The sequence below is a fragment of the Rossellomorea sp. QJM3NY_18 genome (assembly GCF_056173145.1).
In genome coordinates, this window is record NZ_CM149659.1 from 4,247,850 (window position 1) to 4,262,784 (window position 14,935).

Sequence of the window (14,935 nt, forward strand, 5' to 3'; positions counted from 1 at the left end):
AAACCTAACTCCTTTCATTCTGGAGTTAGGTTTTGACAGAAAAAAGTTCATTTAATTTTATTCACTTATAATTCTTCTACATTTTGTTTCGGTTCATTCAGGTCATACGTCACATTATACTCTTCTGCAAGAAGTTTCATGTCCGAGTGATAGGCGTCCACCAGTTTGTAATACTCCTCCATTTTGGCATTGGATTCATTGATCAAACCTTTATCCTGGTCTTCAATCGCCTTCTTTTCGAGAATGAGGGCATCATAAAAGGTCTGGGTTGCCGTCACGACCCGGTCCCCCATTTCTTCAAGTTCAGGGATCTCAGCCTCAATGCCCTGGGCTTCATTCAATGCTTTCTTGTAAGCTGGAATGGTGTTGGTGGTCAATTCCCTGTAGACGGTTTGATCATCCGTATAGTTGACTCCTGATACGGAAGCCAGTGACTGGAAGGCGACGACTTCATATTCCGCTACCTTATAGATATCCTCGTTGATGAATCGAAGGATTGCCTTTTGCTTATCTGCTTCCTTCGTCTTTTCACTTTCTGGTTCATCACTGATCAGATCCACTTTCTCATTCTCTTTTTTCTTGCTGGCGGTCTCGGCCTCCACTTCCTGATCCTTATTAATCGAAATCTGCACTTCACCACATCCACTTAACAGAACGGCTGTTATCAATGCTAACCCGAGAAGTTTCTTCATGATTTAATTCCTTTCTTATGCAATTTGGTCAATTGCTTTTAGAAATTAAATACCCATCTTTTGTAAAAATAATCTAAATATTTCTAAATAAAACAGTTCCTATCTTCAGGCATATGGCAAACATATGAGATTTCCTATACAATTTATGTAAACAGCAAGTTAGAGTGGTGAAAGAAATTGAAATTATTACTAATCGAAGATGATACAACCTTATTCAATGAAATAAAGGAGCGGCTTTCCCAGTGGTCCTATGAAGTATATGGAATCAAAGACTTCAATCATGTCATGCAGGAGTTCACAGAGGTGAAACCAGATCTTGTGATCATTGATATTCAATTGCCTAGATTCGACGGCTTCCACTGGTGCCGGATGATCCGCACGCATTCCAATGTGCCGATCCTGTTCCTGTCTTCCCGGGATCACCCGACGGATATGGTCATGTCCATGCAGCTTGGGGCAGATGATTTCATCCAGAAGCCCTTTCATTTCGATGTCCTCATCGCAAAGGTCCAGGCCACTCTCAGAAGGGTGTATAACTATAACACCGAACAGGTGAGTATCAAGACCTGGTGCAGAGCAACCGTTGATTTTGAACGGAATACGGTATCCAATGAGATCGGTTCTATCGATTTGACGAAGAATGAAATGTACATATTAAAACTTCTAATCGAACAGAAGAATAAGATTGTCAGCAGAGATGCGCTGATGAACAGCCTCTGGGACGACAAGCGATTCATCAGCGATAACACGTTGACCGTCAATGTGAACCGCCTCAGAAAGCGCCTTGAAGAGATCGAATTGGGCCGTTTCATTGAAACGAAAGTCGGGCAGGGGTATCTGGCCATTGAAGAGGATTCGCCATGATCCGTACATTCTTATGGGAACGGAAAAGCTGGATTTCGTTCATGCTTGGACTCCACCTGTTATGGATCTTTATCGCCTCTATCGATAGGGCCATCCCGTTACAACCGATCATATATATGGTGTTTCTGTCTCTGCTCTTTTTCATTGTTTTTATGTTCATCCGATATCAGAAGGAAACCCGATTCTTCAAACAGCTGAAAGAATGGGATCATAATCTCAACATTACAGGACTGAATGCCCCGGATACTCCATTCCAGGAAATCGTTTCGGATAGTCTATCGGAGCAGGCGAACCTTTTGAGAAAGACAGCATCTGAGAATCGAATGATGCTCGAACAGGAAAAGGACGACCTTCTGTCCTGGATCCATGAAGTGAAAACCCCACTGACGGCGATGCATTTGATGATTGAACGTTTGGAAGACGAACCTTTGAAGTCTCATTTAAAATATGAGTGGCTGCGCATCCACCTTTTGTTGGATCGGCAGCTGCACCAGAAGCGTATGTCTTTTATGGAGAATGATTTATACATTGAGGACACCGATCTCGAGTCTGTCATTTTTCAGGAAATAAAAACCTTGCAATCCTGGTGTATTCAGAAGGGGATCGGATTTGACATTCAACTCAAGATCACAAACGTGTTGAGCGATGCGAAGTGGCTCGCTTTTATGATCAGACAGCTTTTGACTAACGCCGTTAAATATAGCTCTAAATCGGACATTGTCATATTAAGCGAAAAAAGAAATGATAAAGTGGCTCTCACCATTCAGGATTTCGGCAGGGGGATCGACTCCAGGGACCTGGCAAGGATCTTTGAAAAAGGATTCACTTCGACCACTGACCACAATGATACCGCCTCTACCGGCATGGGCTTATATTTAATCAAGAGAGTTTCAGAATCTCTGCTGATTTCCATAGAGATAGAATCCAAACGGGGAGAAGGGACCCGGGTCACCCTCATATTCCCGGAGAAAAATGATTTCGTCCAACTTACCGGCGTGTGACAAAAATGTCACATGCTTTTCTATTTTGTTCGAACAATAAAAGGAAAACAAACTTCCTGCTTTTTATAATAAAGGTATCAAATCAAAGGAGTTTTATATGATGACAATACTAGAAGCAAGCAAACTTCATAAAAGCTACGGAAATAAATTCAATAAGCAGGAAGTGTTAAAGGGAATCGACCTGTCGATCCAAAAGGGTGAATTCGTCAGTATCATGGGGGCGTCGGGTTCCGGAAAGACGACTCTCTTAAATGTCCTATCCTCCATCGACAAAGTGAGCGAGGGCTCGATTAAAATTGAAAGCAATGAAATGACGATGATGAAAGAAAAGCAGCTCGCACAGTTCCGAAAGAATCACCTCGGCTTTATCTTTCAGGATTACAACCTGCTCGACACGTTAACGGTGAAAGAAAATATCCTTCTGCCATTATCCATCACCAAGACCCCTAAGAAAGAAGCTGATCAGAAATTCAATGACCTTGCTTCCGAGCTAGGGATCCTTGAACTGAAAGATAAATATCCGAACGAAATCTCCGGCGGGCAGAAACAGCGGACATCAGCAGCCCGTGCCTTCATCCATGAACCAAGCATTATTTTCGCAGATGAACCGACGGGTGCCCTCGACTCGAAATCAGCGTCAGATCTTCTGAATAAACTGAGCGAGCTCAATCAAAAGCTGAAGGCGACGATCGTCATGGTCACACATGATCCCGTTGCGGCAAGTTACTGTAGTCGGGTCGTTTTCATCAAGGACGGTCAAATTTATACGCAATTAAATAAAGGTGAACAGGAAAGACAGCATTTCTTCAGTGACATCATGAAAACCCAAGGAGTGCTTGGCGGGGTGCAGAATGAACATTAATACCTTGATCTTCAGGAATTTGAAGAAGAACCTGAAGAATTATTATCTTTATGTATTTGCTTTAGTCTTTAGTGTTGCCCTTTACTTCGCCTTCGTGACCCTCCAGTATGATCCGTCCATGGATGCAGCGAAGGGAACCATCAAAGGTGGAGCAGCCGTCAGAGCCGCTTCTGTCCTGCTTGTGGTCATCGTCTCGATTTTCCTTTTATACGCCAACACCCTCTTCATTAAGAGAAGAAGCAAAGAAATCGGGTTATTTCAGCTAATCGGCATGACAAAGAATAAAATCTTCCGCATTTTAAGTGTGGAGAATTTCATCCTTTATTTTGGATCTTTGATACTGGGTATCTTGATCGGGTTTTCCTTCTCCAAATTAATCATCATGATTTTATTCAATATAACCGGCGTTGATGCGATTGCCACATTGCATTTCTCGACTAAGGCCCTCATCCAGACCGTTATCGTGTTCTGTGCGATTTACTTGCTGATCATGCTGATGAACTTTGTATTCATCAAAAGACAAAGCATCTTATCACTATTCAGAGTCCGATCTTCAACGGAGACGAAAGTGAAAAAGATGTCCAAGCTCGAAATGGTCATTGGGGTTTTCGGAATCATACTGATAGCTTCCGGGTATTATGTATCTTCCAAATTGTTTGGCGGCGACTTCACGACCATGGCTCAACTGTATGGAGCCATGCTCTTTATACTCGGCTCCGTCATTCTCGGAACCTACCTTTTTTATAAAGGGTCCGTCAGCTTTATTTTCAATGTGATCCGTAAGAAAAAGAATGGCTACTTGAACATTAACGAGGTCCTGTCCCTTTCATCCATCATGTTCCGGATGAAATCGAGTGCCTTACTGTTGACGATCATCACAACGGTTTCGGCTCTGGCTATCGCCCTACTGTCATTGAGCTATATCGGATATTACTCAGCTGAAAAAACGGCTGAAAATAATGTTCCTGCGGATTTTTCATTAATAAACAAACAAGACTTCAATGATTTTAAAGAAGCCCTTTTGAATAAAGGTATTGAATTCAAAAAAGAGGAGATTGAAGTCATTAGAGTTCTCGTGAACCTGGAAGACATTGCAGACTCTGAATTCAGTGAACTGAACGGATCACAAGATGCCATGCCTACTGCTGTCATCAGTGAAAAAAGTGTAGAAGGTATTGACGTAAAAGAAGGTGAAACAGTCTTTACAGGCTATAGCGATTTACTTCAAAAGCTAATGCCACTACATGATACCGGTAAGATAGAGCTGAAAGGAAAAACGAAGAACATAAAGCTCAAATACTTGGGAATGCGGGATGAATATCCGATTTCAGGGTGGTTTACAGGGTTTGGTTCCCCTGCGGTCATTGTGGATGACCATGTTTTCCAGGAATTGAAAAAGGATCTGGATCCAGAAATTCAGAGGGAGTCCTCACTGTATATCGGTGTGAACATCGAATAGGAAAAAGACTTAAAGAAAGCAAACGACCTCTTTCATGAGTTAAATCTAGTTGAAAGATGGGGGAACGCTTCACAGTACGACATGAAAGCTGAACAAAAACAAAACATCGGCCTCACGATGTTCATCGTCGGGTTCCTTGGCCTCACTTTCCTGATCACATCTGGTTGTATTCTGTACTTTAAACAGATGGACGAAAGTGAAGATGAGAAGCCGAACTATACGATTTTACGAAAATTAGGATTTACTCAAGGAGACTTGTTGAGAGGCATTCAAGCCAAACAGCTCTTCAACTTCGGAATCCCTCTTCTCATCGGACTTCTGCACAGTTACTTTGCGGTCCAATCCGGATGGTTCCTGTTCGGAGCCGAAGTCTGGACGCCGATGATCATCGTGATGGTTTTATATACGGTGTTGTATTCGATCTTTGGTGTATTATCGGTTTTGTATTATAAAAAAGTGATTAAGACGTCGCTATAATGGAAGGAGCCATCCCTTGATGTAGGGATGGCTCTTTTATTTAATACCGAATCCTTTTACCTATTCCAATATCCTGGGACGTAAACAAGCAATGAATGAGAGCAGAATAAGTAACGCTTCAACCTGGATGCCAAATAACCATACATAACTATCTCCATCCGGAGCCCAACTGTTCTTATTCAATAAGAATAGAAGAATAGAAAAGAGAAGGAAAACATTACTTTTCCAGTAAAAAATAAAGCCTCGTTTTAAAGAGAAGAATTTCTCATCCTTATTTTTAACTTCTTTATTCACTTTTGAAAGCTGAATAAGTTCTTCCTTTGACATGCTATATCCCGCCTTTCCACCATTTCATAAATGTTAATTAAAGATTCCAATTATCCCAAAGCCAATCCAAACAAGAGATAGGAAAAAACATAAGGCCAGGAGCTTATTCACTAGAAAAGGAAGGCGGTTTAATATGTTTTGTATATAGTAGTTAAGACCCGATGTAAAGATAGCCGTGTACTTATTAAAATATCCGATTAAACTATCTTTTCCTTCGAAGACATTCACTTCGTATAAAGCAATAACCAATCGCTGAGAAAAAATAGAGCAAAAAGCAAACACACCATTTGCTGCTATCATTAATGGAATATAGGAACTGGGTAAAGGAACATTTATTCCATATAGCGAACATGCAATCAAGGTAAACACCACAAACACAAGGATAAATCCTACTACTTTCTTTATTGACATGTAATTCCCCCCAAAAAAAATGATTCCCCGTTAAATTCCCCTCTTCCTTTTAGGTAAACCAAACTGAGGGTACAACTTCTTAACGGTTTCTTCATGTTTCAAAATAAAATAGTATTTATGAACGGATACTGAAAAAAAGGCGGTGAGTATCGATAGGATGGACACTCCCGTAACGATGATGATCATAGTAAGAGATTCCGTCATGAACGTAGAAAGCAAAAAATGAACAATGACATACCCTATACTCGAAGCAGTTAAAATAGGTGATAACGTAACCTTCTGATCATTTCTCTGCAGTCTTGCATACGTCCCGGAATACAACAATCTATGATTAAATAGCTGGAAAAACACCAGCAATCCCAGTAGTAACAACGCACCTAAAATAAACGGGACCCTACCATCCAATCCGGCATATACATACAAACATTTTTGTATCACCAAAAAATACACATATGTATTCACGATGCCATATATACCGAAAAACAGGTAGTACGACTTTTCAAACATAAATGGGGCAACCAAATAAACGATTGCCCATATATGTATAAATGCCACTGGTACAACAGCTGGCCAAAAATATGCGTAGGAGAAAGGCTCTCCCAAAATGGGAAGGAGACCAATGATGTCTAAAAAAAAGATAAAGAATGTAATGATATTTCTCCTATTCTCTTTCGGTGTTTGCAAATTCAAGTAAGATAATGTGATTGGGTCAATATCCTTATGTTTGTTCATGTCATCTCCCCTTTTTCCTCACTCACCGTTCGTTCTCTTTTCGGTAACCCGAATTGGGGATAAACCTGTTTTACCTTCTCGATACTTCTTCTGATATAAATATATTTATGGATGCTTGTAGAAAAGTAGGCGGTCGCCACAGAGAGTATAGAGAACACCCCAATGATCATAAGGGTTTTTACCGATTCTACAAAGAAGGAAGATAAGATTACCTGTGCCAGTACGTACCCAATGCCTGAGGCTGTGACAATAGGAGAAAGGTTTACACTCTTTTCTCCTTTCTGAAGACGTGAGTACGTTCCCGAATGCAATAAGCGGATGTTCATCCAATTTATGATGAGAAGGAGGGAGGCAAATAGAATAAACCCTAAAACCAATGGGACTACTCCGATTATTTGAAAATGAGAATATATCAATTTTTGTATCACTAAAAAGTACACGAAGGTATTGATAACCCCGTACACTCCGAAAAATAAATAATAGGATTTTTCAAACGTATAAGGGGCAATCACATATGAAATGGCCCACAGGTAAATGAATATCACCGGAATCATGCCACCCCAAAATAACGAAGGAATCAAGGGCTCTCCCAGAAGGAAAAGCACACCAATGAGATCCAGAAAAACGAAAAAGAACACCAGTATATTACTCCTGTTTTCTCTGGGTGATTGGAACCTTAAATAAGACAGAGTAATATCATCTACCTTTTTCTGCTTCAACGATAAAATCCCCCTAACCAAACTTCCTGAAATCCTTTGGTTTCCCAAAATCAGGATACATTTTCAGCACTTTTTCATTATTTCTTTGTATATAAATATACCGGTGAACGAAAGTTGATAAATAAGCAGTCACGATGGATACAACAGTATACGACATCATTAATATAATCATAAAAACTGAGTCAGTGAGCATATAAGACATTAAAAACTGTGCAGCAACGTATCCAAAAGTTGAAAAAGCGACAATCGATGAAATAGTAAATGGAGACTTTCCATCCTGGATTTTGACATAGGCACCGGAATAAAGCATTTTCACATGAAAAACCTGAATAAAAACCAATAGCAACACCATCAACACTAGTCCTATGTAAAAGAAGCGACTGCTTTCTACACCGATATGAAGATATAAAAGCTTTTGAATAACAAGGAAAAATACATACGTATTTACAACCCCAAAAATTCCAATGTATAAGTAATAAGACCGTTCAAATTTATAGGGAGCAACGATATACAGAATGCCCCATAAATGTATAAAGACAGCCGGTACCAGTGCAGCCCAGAAGAAGGAGGAAGAAAAAGGAATGCTCAGCAAAGGAAGCAATCCTAAAAAGTCCAAAAGTAGGATTAGAAACCCTATCACATTTCTTCTGTTTTCTTTAGGAAGCTGCATATTGCTCAGGTACACACGGGTAATATCATCTATATCTTTCAGTTTCTTCAGCTCTGCTCACCTCAATAGTCGTACATTCATCTAAAATTTACCATATCACTCACTATATCACAGAATTCTCTAACTGCTATGATCTATCAGTTAGAATTACTTAATAGATATCACGATTAATTTCCATATTCTATGAAACTTTCTATTTCTTAAAACCGTAAATATAGACAGAGGTGAACCATATGTACTTACATATAACAGAACCAACGGAAACCATATCAAACAAAGCCACCAAAGTCTGGCGAATCTCCAACACGATTGGGCATACAACTGCACTGCTCATCATAGGAATTTTTATATTTTGCACCAACCAATTCGATTGGTATGACTGGGTTGAAATCGTCCTATACATACTAGGAGGTCTAATCATTCTTTCTGCCATTTTCTCCATCTTCATTGAACCTGTTTATTTGCAAAGAACATGGCGCTATCAGGTCGACCGGGAATTTGTCCAACTGAAATTCGGGAAATGGCAGCAGCAGCACGTGCTGATTCCAATGGAAAAAGTGGAATACGTCCGAACCGAGCAGGGTCCGATCATGCGTCGGTATGATCTTTATGACCTGGAAATCGGGACCACGACTTCCAATCATAAAATACCGGCTATTTCAGCCGATAATGCAAAATCATTAAAAATAGAAATTGCAACCTTTGCAAAAATAAGGGATGCCGAAGAAGGAGAAATGGGAGCATGATCAAACCTTCGAAACGATATCATCCCGCGTATATTCTTGTTGAACTGGTATCAATCGTAAAGAACCAGTTTGGATTCTATCTCCTCCTGTTCATCCTGAAGGCAAACTCAACTGCCGGATGGGTAGTATGGGGCCGCTATGCATTGTTAATCGTGACAGCGGGTTCTGTTGTCTCTATTTTTACTAAATGGTTCTCAAACCGCTATGAATTAGGAATGGAGTCCATCATCTTCAAAGAAGGGATGGTCATTAAAAAGCAAAAAACCGTTGCCTGGAACCGGATCCATAGCCACAGGTCCCATACCACCTTCGTCCATCGCTGGTTCGGATTAACCTCTTTAACAATGGAGACCGGGACAAGCGACGAGGACTCTACCTGTCATTTTCCTGTTATTACACAGGCTGAAAAGGCACGAATTCTGACTCACCTTGAACAAACTCAGGACTTGACTGAATTGGATGAAGAGACGAAACCAGAACGAAGGGTACACTTCCAGACGACCAGGAAGGATCTGATCAAAGCATCTTTTACCTCACTCAGCTTCCTGGCGATCTTCCCGTTATTAAGTGCCGTCTATTTCAATTTGGCAGACTTCTTTGCCATTGAGAAATCTGCGGAAAGTGCCTGGCATTATCTCCTTGGACATGTATGGATTCTTGTCACTTTATTCCTTGCTGCCATGTTGCTGTCCATTTTCATTGGCTTCGTGAAAACGTCTATTAAGTACGGAAACTATGTCATCACTGATGATCACGAACGTATTTATATCGAGAAAGGGATCGGGAATGAGGTAAGCTTCTCTATTCCAAAGAATAAAGTACAAGCAGTCAGAGTGGAACAATCCATTGTCAAAAGAATGATAGGAATCGTATCCATTAAATTGATCAGTGCCGGTTCATCCGAAGAGGACATCAGTTCGTTTTATCCGTTTATGCCGAAAAAGGAAGCGTATGAGATGCTGCATGCCATCCTTCCCCAGTTCCCAGTCAATGAGGAGATGGAACGCTTTCCTGTAAAAGTCCTTTGGCTGAAGCTTATCCAGCCGTATTATCTGACAATCGTTGCGATTGCTGGGTTCTGGATCTTCAAGATTGAATGGATGTGGATGGCAGGGGTGATCTTTGCCGTAGCCATTTTCCTGAGATTTCTAGATTACTGGTATACGAGCTATTCACGGCACGGGCAAACCATCCAAATACGTAAGGGAGGATGGATCAATGAAACCTTCATTACACATCGTAATCGGATCCAGCAGGTAATGGTAAAGCACTCTTTTCTCGAGCGGAAGTTTGGTGTGGCTACCATCACGTTTTCAAACCGGGCAAACCCCACCCATGAAAGTTTGTTGTTTGGAATATCAAGTGAGGAAGCTGAAACATTTTATCAATGGTACTATCATAAATCCGTCTCTTAGTGAGACGGATTTGTTTTAGCGTTCTCGATAGCACCTGCTTAGATCTTCCTTCTCTTTTACTTCCTTTACCTTACATGTACCATCTAAATCGATGATGTTCACGACTGCTTCATCCATACCGTATTTTCTGAAGATATCAAAGGCTTTTAGAATATCTTCATTACTTGAATGAGGTCTGGCAAATAAGGTGATATCCTGATTTACAAACAATGTTGTAATAAAATGTTCACTTTTCTCATCCCAATTCAAACTTGAATCGGCAAACATGTCCAACTTATCGAGTTCTTGGTCCAACACATCGTTTTCAATTAATTCATGGTGGTGGATCAACATAAATTGTTGTTCTACTATCTGTTGGAATTCATCAGATTCTTCCTTACTATAGTAATCCGTTGAAATTCTATTATATTCCATTTCCAGATCAAGTGAGGTTTCGACAGGCACTTTCACAAGGCTTTCGCTTATTTCTCCTAGTGTGTGCACCAACTTCTCCGGGTTGGTTTCTCCACCCTTGTAGTATCCACTGACTGTTATGTAAGGTTTGCCTTTGCGGATCATACTTCTAAACTGAACATCTTCTATTCCATTCTCTTTAAATACATTTTGATATTCTTCATACTTTTTATCCCGTTCCAGTAAATATTCATGTTTGCTTTGAACGTAATCCTCTTCAAAGTTTTCAAGGTCCCCTGAAATTTCACCCCCAAATGTGAAATTCGGATCATCTTCAGATTGAAATGTCAGGTCATATACATCGGTGAAGATTTTTGTAAGTACCACAATGATCGTGGCGCCAATAGGTGTGGATTCCTCTATAGAAGTCATTTTGACTTTTTCTCCATACACCTCTTCAATTTCCGCTTCCGTAAAGGTGGAGACCTTCTCTTCTAAAGAAGTACAACCTGATAAAAAGAAAATTACGATTAAAATAGATACCTTTTTCACCAATTATTTACCCACCTTAATTTGATTTAGTTTTCATTAAGACACACTTTTAATACATAAATAACCTTATTTAGAATATATATCCACATTCACCTCGAATCAAACCAGATCGTAAAGTAAAAAAGAAAATGCTATACAGGACATGATAATTGAGTCCTGCTCTTTTACTAATATTTTTAATTAGAAGGCTTCCTGTATAAAAACGGTTTATGGTATGATGGTTAAATTGTTTGCCCACTCTATCCCATATGGATATTCAACTTAGAAAAGAGGTACGTATGAAAGAAACGGTATTATCTAAACAACATTGGTTCCTTATTTTTACTCTTACGTTATTAACATTTGTTCTCGGGACAAGCGAATTTGTCATCGTCGGAATTTTAACGGAGATTTCCTCAAGTCTTCATATAACAAATGCAAAGGCAGGCACGCTTGTTTCAGCGTTTGCGATTACCTTTGCCATCGCCACGCCCATTGTCATGTCGGCGACTAGTCATTTTCCAAAGAGGAAATGGATGTTGTGTTTGATCGGGTCATTCATTATTTTGAATGCTTTGTGCGTGATTTCCACAAGCTACGTCATGCTTATGGCGCTTAGGATGCTGACAGCGATTGTGACAGGAGTGTTGATTTCCCTTGCCATGACGATTGCCAGTGAGGCCATTCCCGTCACAAAAAGAGGCGTCGCCATCTCATTCGTGTTCGGCGGGTTCACCCTGGCAAACGTCATCGGAGTTCCCATCGGCACGGTCATTGCCGAATGGTACAACTGGCATGCTACGTTCCTTTTGACGACGTTATTAGGTGTCGTTGCCTTTTTGGCATCTTTCATGAATTTGCCAAGTAAGCTCAGTCAATACCGCAGTTCCATGCGTGATCAGTTCTCCTTATTGACTCATCCAAGGATCCTGATGGCTTTCTTCATTCCATCCCTTGGCTTCGGTGCAACTTATGCAGTATTTACGTATCTTGTCCCGATTCTGAACAAGATGGGAGCACCAGGCAGCTCCATCAGCTTGATCCTGTTCGCTTACGGCTTCATCTCAATATTCAGCAACATCCTTGCAGGGAAGATTGCCAGTCACAATGCCATCGGACGCCTCCGATTCGTGTTTCTTATCCAGGCATTTGTCCTGTTTACCCTGTACTTTACGACCGATCATTTTATCATCGGATTGATCAACATCGGATTAATGTCCTTAATGGCCATCCTCCTTACCACATCGACTCAGCTTTACCTGATCGACCTTGCCGGTGTGTATCAGCCTAAAGCGACTGGCCTCGCCGCTTCCCTGATGCCGGTTGCAAGCAATGTCGGCATCGCCATGGGCTCGGCACTCGGTGGCCTTGTCTACCACCAGGGACCGTTGATGAATGTGACCCTCGTCGGCGGAGTGGTTGCAATTTGTGCGAGTCTGCTTACTTTCTTCAGTTATCGGTTGGATCAGAAGCAGATAAGTGCAGCATAACGTTTAAAAAGAAGTATCCAGAACGTAAAATGGTTCTTGGATACTTCTTTTTTTAACTGGGTTTACTGTGAGGCAAGCTTTATTATGGGAAGAATCATGTGGAAAATGATCTGGATCGTGCTTAGAATTTCGTTATCATGCGGAGAAATAGTTTTTCATGCGGGATTTCAACTAATTATGCGAATCTCAGAATATTCGTGCCACCATGTCGAATTTTCTTTATTCAGCAGCAAACCAGTCCACTCTCTATCTCAAACCCTGGTTTCGAAATAAGCTTTATGAATAGCAAAGGGCGGCACTGAAAGCAGTACCGCCACTCATTAGTCTCTATCTCTTGCCACCTGGGTGTCCCGGATGTTTTTCTGAATCGTGATGGCCGCAAATAGACTAAGAACAAACGACATTCCATAAAATCCTTTTTCGCTTAGGATGATACTTCCGGCGTTGTAGAGTCCGATGGTCATCAGGGATACGGCTACAATGACGGCGAACCAGCTGAGCCCATAATAGATGCCCGAAACAGGAATATCCTCTTCCTTGTCCCTTACAGCTTTTTGCAGGGATACAGCTGCATAGAGCCCGAATACCAATACCGCAAAGTAATACCCCTTCTCATTGAGTTCCATTCCGGCATTGAACAAGCCAATCAGATAAGCGGAAACACCTATCACCAAAGCTGCCCAACTTGCCCCTTTAAAGGCAGACGTCGGTTCCCCTTCTTTTCTTTCCATCTTGATCTTCGGTTTCTTTTCATCGCTCTTCATTAACGGATTTTCATTAAAATCAGACATTGGCGGCTCCCCTTTACTTTCGCAGGTCGATACACTGCTTCTGTAAACAATTATAGCAATTTTTTACAGATTGTGTTCGGTATTATGAAATAAATTCTTCCATATTCAAAGTACTGATCACCTTATTAATCTATTCAAGATTTGGTTCATTTTTCTTCAATAATAAGTATTTCCCTCCTAACAAGACGACGCGTCCCCTTGCACTTTTTGTCCAATACCATTAAAGTATATACTGGTTGGAATCCATCCTAACCGGGAATGGATAACAGTAAAGCATCTTACTTTTTAATTTTGGGAATACGCTTCCCTAAAGGAAAGGGTTTAAATAGAGTATGAAAGAAAATTTCTGGCATGAGTTGCCTAAGCCATTTTTTGTTCTGGCACCGATGGAAGCTGTGACCGATGTCGTTTTTCGTCATGTGGTGAGTGAAGCGGCGAGACCTGACGTGTTTTTTACAGAGTTTACGAATACAGAAAGCTATTGTCACCCGAAAGGAAAAGACAGCGTCCGCGGACGTCTGACGTTCACGGAAGACGAACAGCCGATTGTCGCCCACATCTGGGGGGATAAGCCTGAATACTTCCGTGAAACGAGTATCGGTGTGGCTAAAATGGGCTTTCGCGGAATCGACATCAATATGGGGTGTCCGGTGCACAATGTCGCAGCGAATGGAAAAGGATCCGGCCTGATCCGCCGACCTGATGTCGCAGCTGAAATCATCCAGGCAGCCAAAGCAGGAGGACTTCCCGTCAGTGTGAAGACACGACTTGGTTACACCAAGGTGGAGGAGTGGCACGACTGGCTGAAGCACTTATTGGAACAGGACATTGTCAATCTTTCCATCCACCTACGTACGAAAAAGGAAATGAGTGACGTTGATGCTCACTGGGAGCTGATTCCTGAAATCAAGAAGCTTCGGGACGAAATCGCCCCTCATACATTACTGACGATCAACGGAGACATCCCTGACCGAGAGAAGGGACTTGAACTTGCGGAGAAATACGGTGTAGACGGCATTATGATCGGACGTGGGATTTTCCACAATCCGTTCGCTTTCGAAAAGGAGAAGAAAGACCATACGAGTGGGGAACTGCTCGATCTCTTGCGTCTGCAGCTCGATCTTCATGATAAGTACTCAGAAGAACTTGAGCCGCGCCAATTCAAACCGCTTCGCCGCTTCTTTAAAATATACGTACGTGGATTCCGGGGAGCAAGTGAGCTGCGAAATCGCCTGATGGAATCAGAGACCACCGATGAAGTTCGTGCTCTTTTAGATGAATATGCGGATGCAGTGAAAGATGCGGAAGGCTTTTCTGTTTCTAAGTAAATAATAATAGTAGTAAAAAAGAGAGAG

At 41.3% G+C, this 14,935-nt stretch carries 15 protein-coding genes and 1 pseudogene; 8 read left to right on the plus strand and 8 right to left on the minus strand.

The features are described from left to right. Positions 1–65: 65 nt before the first annotated feature. Positions 66–692, minus strand: coding sequence for a hypothetical protein (locus AC0VXY_RS21800; RefSeq protein ID WP_475526530.1), 627 nt, complete (start codon positions 690–692; stop codon positions 66–68). A gap of 177 nt (positions 693–869) precedes the next feature. Here AC0VXY_RS21800 and AC0VXY_RS21805 point away from each other — a divergent pair, with 177 nt between their 5' ends. The 4 genes and pseudogenes from AC0VXY_RS21805 to AC0VXY_RS21820 all read left to right on the plus strand — a co-directional run bounded on the left by AC0VXY_RS21805 (position 870) and on the right by AC0VXY_RS21820 (position 5,355). Continuing rightward, on the plus strand, positions 870–1,556 hold the full coding sequence (locus AC0VXY_RS21805) for a response regulator (protein WP_475526531.1): 687 nt from the start codon (positions 870–872) through the stop codon (positions 1,554–1,556). Continuing rightward, complete coding sequence (locus AC0VXY_RS21810; protein WP_475526532.1) at positions 1,553–2,557, plus strand: sensor histidine kinase; 1,005 nt, start codon at positions 1,553–1,555, stop codon at positions 2,555–2,557. Before AC0VXY_RS21805 ends, AC0VXY_RS21810 begins: the two co-directional genes overlap by 4 nt. Positions 2,558–2,657: 100 nt before the next feature. Continuing rightward, positions 2,658–3,419, plus strand: a complete 762-nt coding sequence (locus AC0VXY_RS21815; protein WP_475527913.1) for an ABC transporter ATP-binding protein — start codon at positions 2,658–2,660, stop codon at positions 3,417–3,419. Continuing rightward, positions 3,409–5,355 (plus strand): annotated as a pseudogene (locus tag AC0VXY_RS21820) (FtsX-like permease family protein). Before AC0VXY_RS21815 ends, AC0VXY_RS21820 begins: the two are co-directional and overlap by 11 nt. A gap of 60 nt (positions 5,356–5,415) precedes the next feature. On the opposite strand, the gene AC0VXY_RS21825 reads toward AC0VXY_RS21820, so the two are convergent. Genes AC0VXY_RS21825 through AC0VXY_RS21845 form a run of 5 tightly spaced genes read right to left on the minus strand, consistent with a single transcriptional unit; the run spans position 5,416 to position 8,229 of the window. Next, the gene (locus AC0VXY_RS21825; RefSeq protein ID WP_435988868.1) at positions 5,416–5,682 is read right to left on the minus strand and encodes a hypothetical protein; all 267 of its coding nucleotides are present in this window, start codon (positions 5,680–5,682) and stop codon (positions 5,416–5,418) included. Between the two features lie 33 nt (positions 5,683–5,715). Further along, entirely contained in the window at positions 5,716–6,093 is a 378-nt protein-coding gene (locus AC0VXY_RS21830) for a hypothetical protein (protein ID WP_475526533.1), read from the minus strand. A gap of 30 nt (positions 6,094–6,123) precedes the next feature. Beyond that, positions 6,124–6,825, minus strand: a complete 702-nt coding sequence (locus AC0VXY_RS21835; RefSeq protein ID WP_475526534.1) for a hypothetical protein — start codon at positions 6,823–6,825, stop codon at positions 6,124–6,126. After that, the gene (locus AC0VXY_RS21840; protein WP_475526535.1) at positions 6,822–7,544 is read right to left on the minus strand and encodes a hypothetical protein; all 723 of its coding nucleotides are present in this window, start codon (positions 7,542–7,544) and stop codon (positions 6,822–6,824) included. Before AC0VXY_RS21840 ends, AC0VXY_RS21835 begins: the two co-directional genes overlap by 4 nt. A gap of 13 nt (positions 7,545–7,557) precedes the next feature. Next, a complete protein-coding gene (locus AC0VXY_RS21845) occupies positions 7,558–8,229 on the minus strand; it encodes a hypothetical protein (protein WP_475526536.1) in 672 nt (223 codons plus the stop codon). A gap of 218 nt (positions 8,230–8,447) precedes the next feature. On the opposite strand from AC0VXY_RS21845, the gene AC0VXY_RS21850 reads away from it, so the two are divergent. Further along, positions 8,448–8,960: a PH domain-containing protein gene (locus AC0VXY_RS21850; protein WP_475526537.1), complete on the plus strand. Its 513-nt coding sequence runs from the start codon at positions 8,448–8,450 to the stop codon at positions 8,958–8,960. After that, on the plus strand, positions 8,957–10,375 hold the full coding sequence (locus tag AC0VXY_RS21855) for a PH domain-containing protein (protein WP_475526538.1): 1,419 nt from the start codon (positions 8,957–8,959) through the stop codon (positions 10,373–10,375). The genes AC0VXY_RS21850 and AC0VXY_RS21855 overlap by 4 nt, the downstream gene beginning before the upstream one ends. Positions 10,376–10,390: 15 nt before the next feature. Here AC0VXY_RS21855 and AC0VXY_RS21860 read toward each other — a convergent pair whose 3' ends face one another. Next, positions 10,391–11,323 (minus strand): hypothetical protein, encoded by a 933-nt coding sequence (locus AC0VXY_RS21860; protein ID WP_475526539.1) that lies wholly within the window; start codon positions 11,321–11,323, stop codon positions 10,391–10,393. 275 nt (positions 11,324–11,598) lie between these two features. Here AC0VXY_RS21860 and AC0VXY_RS21865 point away from each other — a divergent pair, with 275 nt between their 5' ends. After that, on the plus strand, positions 11,599–12,789 hold the full coding sequence (locus AC0VXY_RS21865) for an MFS transporter (RefSeq protein ID WP_475526540.1): 1,191 nt from the start codon (positions 11,599–11,601) through the stop codon (positions 12,787–12,789). A gap of 320 nt (positions 12,790–13,109) precedes the next feature. Here the strand turns inward: AC0VXY_RS21865 and yiaA are convergent, their stop codons facing one another. Beyond that, on the minus strand, positions 13,110–13,580 hold the full coding sequence (gene yiaA, locus AC0VXY_RS21870; protein WP_475526541.1) for an inner membrane protein YiaA: 471 nt from the start codon (positions 13,578–13,580) through the stop codon (positions 13,110–13,112). 332 nt (positions 13,581–13,912) lie between these two features. On the opposite strand from yiaA, the gene AC0VXY_RS21875 reads away from it, so the two are divergent. Then, positions 13,913–14,908, plus strand: coding sequence for a tRNA dihydrouridine synthase (locus tag AC0VXY_RS21875; RefSeq protein ID WP_475526542.1), 996 nt, complete (start codon positions 13,913–13,915; stop codon positions 14,906–14,908). The last annotated feature ends 27 nt before the right edge of the window (positions 14,909–14,935 follow it).

What these genes read in the sequence shown, in the direction of transcription:
- AC0VXY_RS21815 (WP_475527913.1), top strand. Translation starts at nt 2,658, where the DNA reads ATGACAATACTAGAAGCAAGCAAACTTCATAAAAGCTACGGAAATAAA.
- AC0VXY_RS21800 (WP_475526530.1), bottom strand. Translation starts at nt 692, where the DNA reads ATGAAGAAACTTCTCGGGTTAGCATTGATAACAGCCGTTCTGTTAAGT.
- AC0VXY_RS21830 (WP_475526533.1), bottom strand. Translation starts at nt 6,093, where the DNA reads ATGTCAATAAAGAAAGTAGTAGGATTTATCCTTGTGTTTGTGGTGTTT.
- AC0VXY_RS21810 (WP_475526532.1), top strand. Translation starts at nt 1,553, where the DNA reads ATGATCCGTACATTCTTATGGGAACGGAAAAGCTGGATTTCGTTCATG.
- AC0VXY_RS21825 (WP_435988868.1), bottom strand. Translation starts at nt 5,682, where the DNA reads ATGTCAAAGGAAGAACTTATTCAGCTTTCAAAAGTGAATAAAGAAGTT.
- AC0VXY_RS21875 (WP_475526542.1), top strand. Translation starts at nt 13,913, where the DNA reads ATGAAAGAAAATTTCTGGCATGAGTTGCCTAAGCCATTTTTTGTTCTG.
- AC0VXY_RS21865 (WP_475526540.1), top strand. Translation starts at nt 11,599, where the DNA reads ATGAAAGAAACGGTATTATCTAAACAACATTGGTTCCTTATTTTTACT.
- yiaA (WP_475526541.1), bottom strand. Translation starts at nt 13,580, where the DNA reads ATGTCTGATTTTAATGAAAATCCGTTAATGAAGAGCGATGAAAAGAAA.
- AC0VXY_RS21850 (WP_475526537.1), top strand. Translation starts at nt 8,448, where the DNA reads ATGTACTTACATATAACAGAACCAACGGAAACCATATCAAACAAAGCC.
- AC0VXY_RS21835 (WP_475526534.1), bottom strand. Translation starts at nt 6,825, where the DNA reads ATGAACAAACATAAGGATATTGACCCAATCACATTATCTTACTTGAAT.
- AC0VXY_RS21855 (WP_475526538.1), top strand. Translation starts at nt 8,957, where the DNA reads ATGATCAAACCTTCGAAACGATATCATCCCGCGTATATTCTTGTTGAA.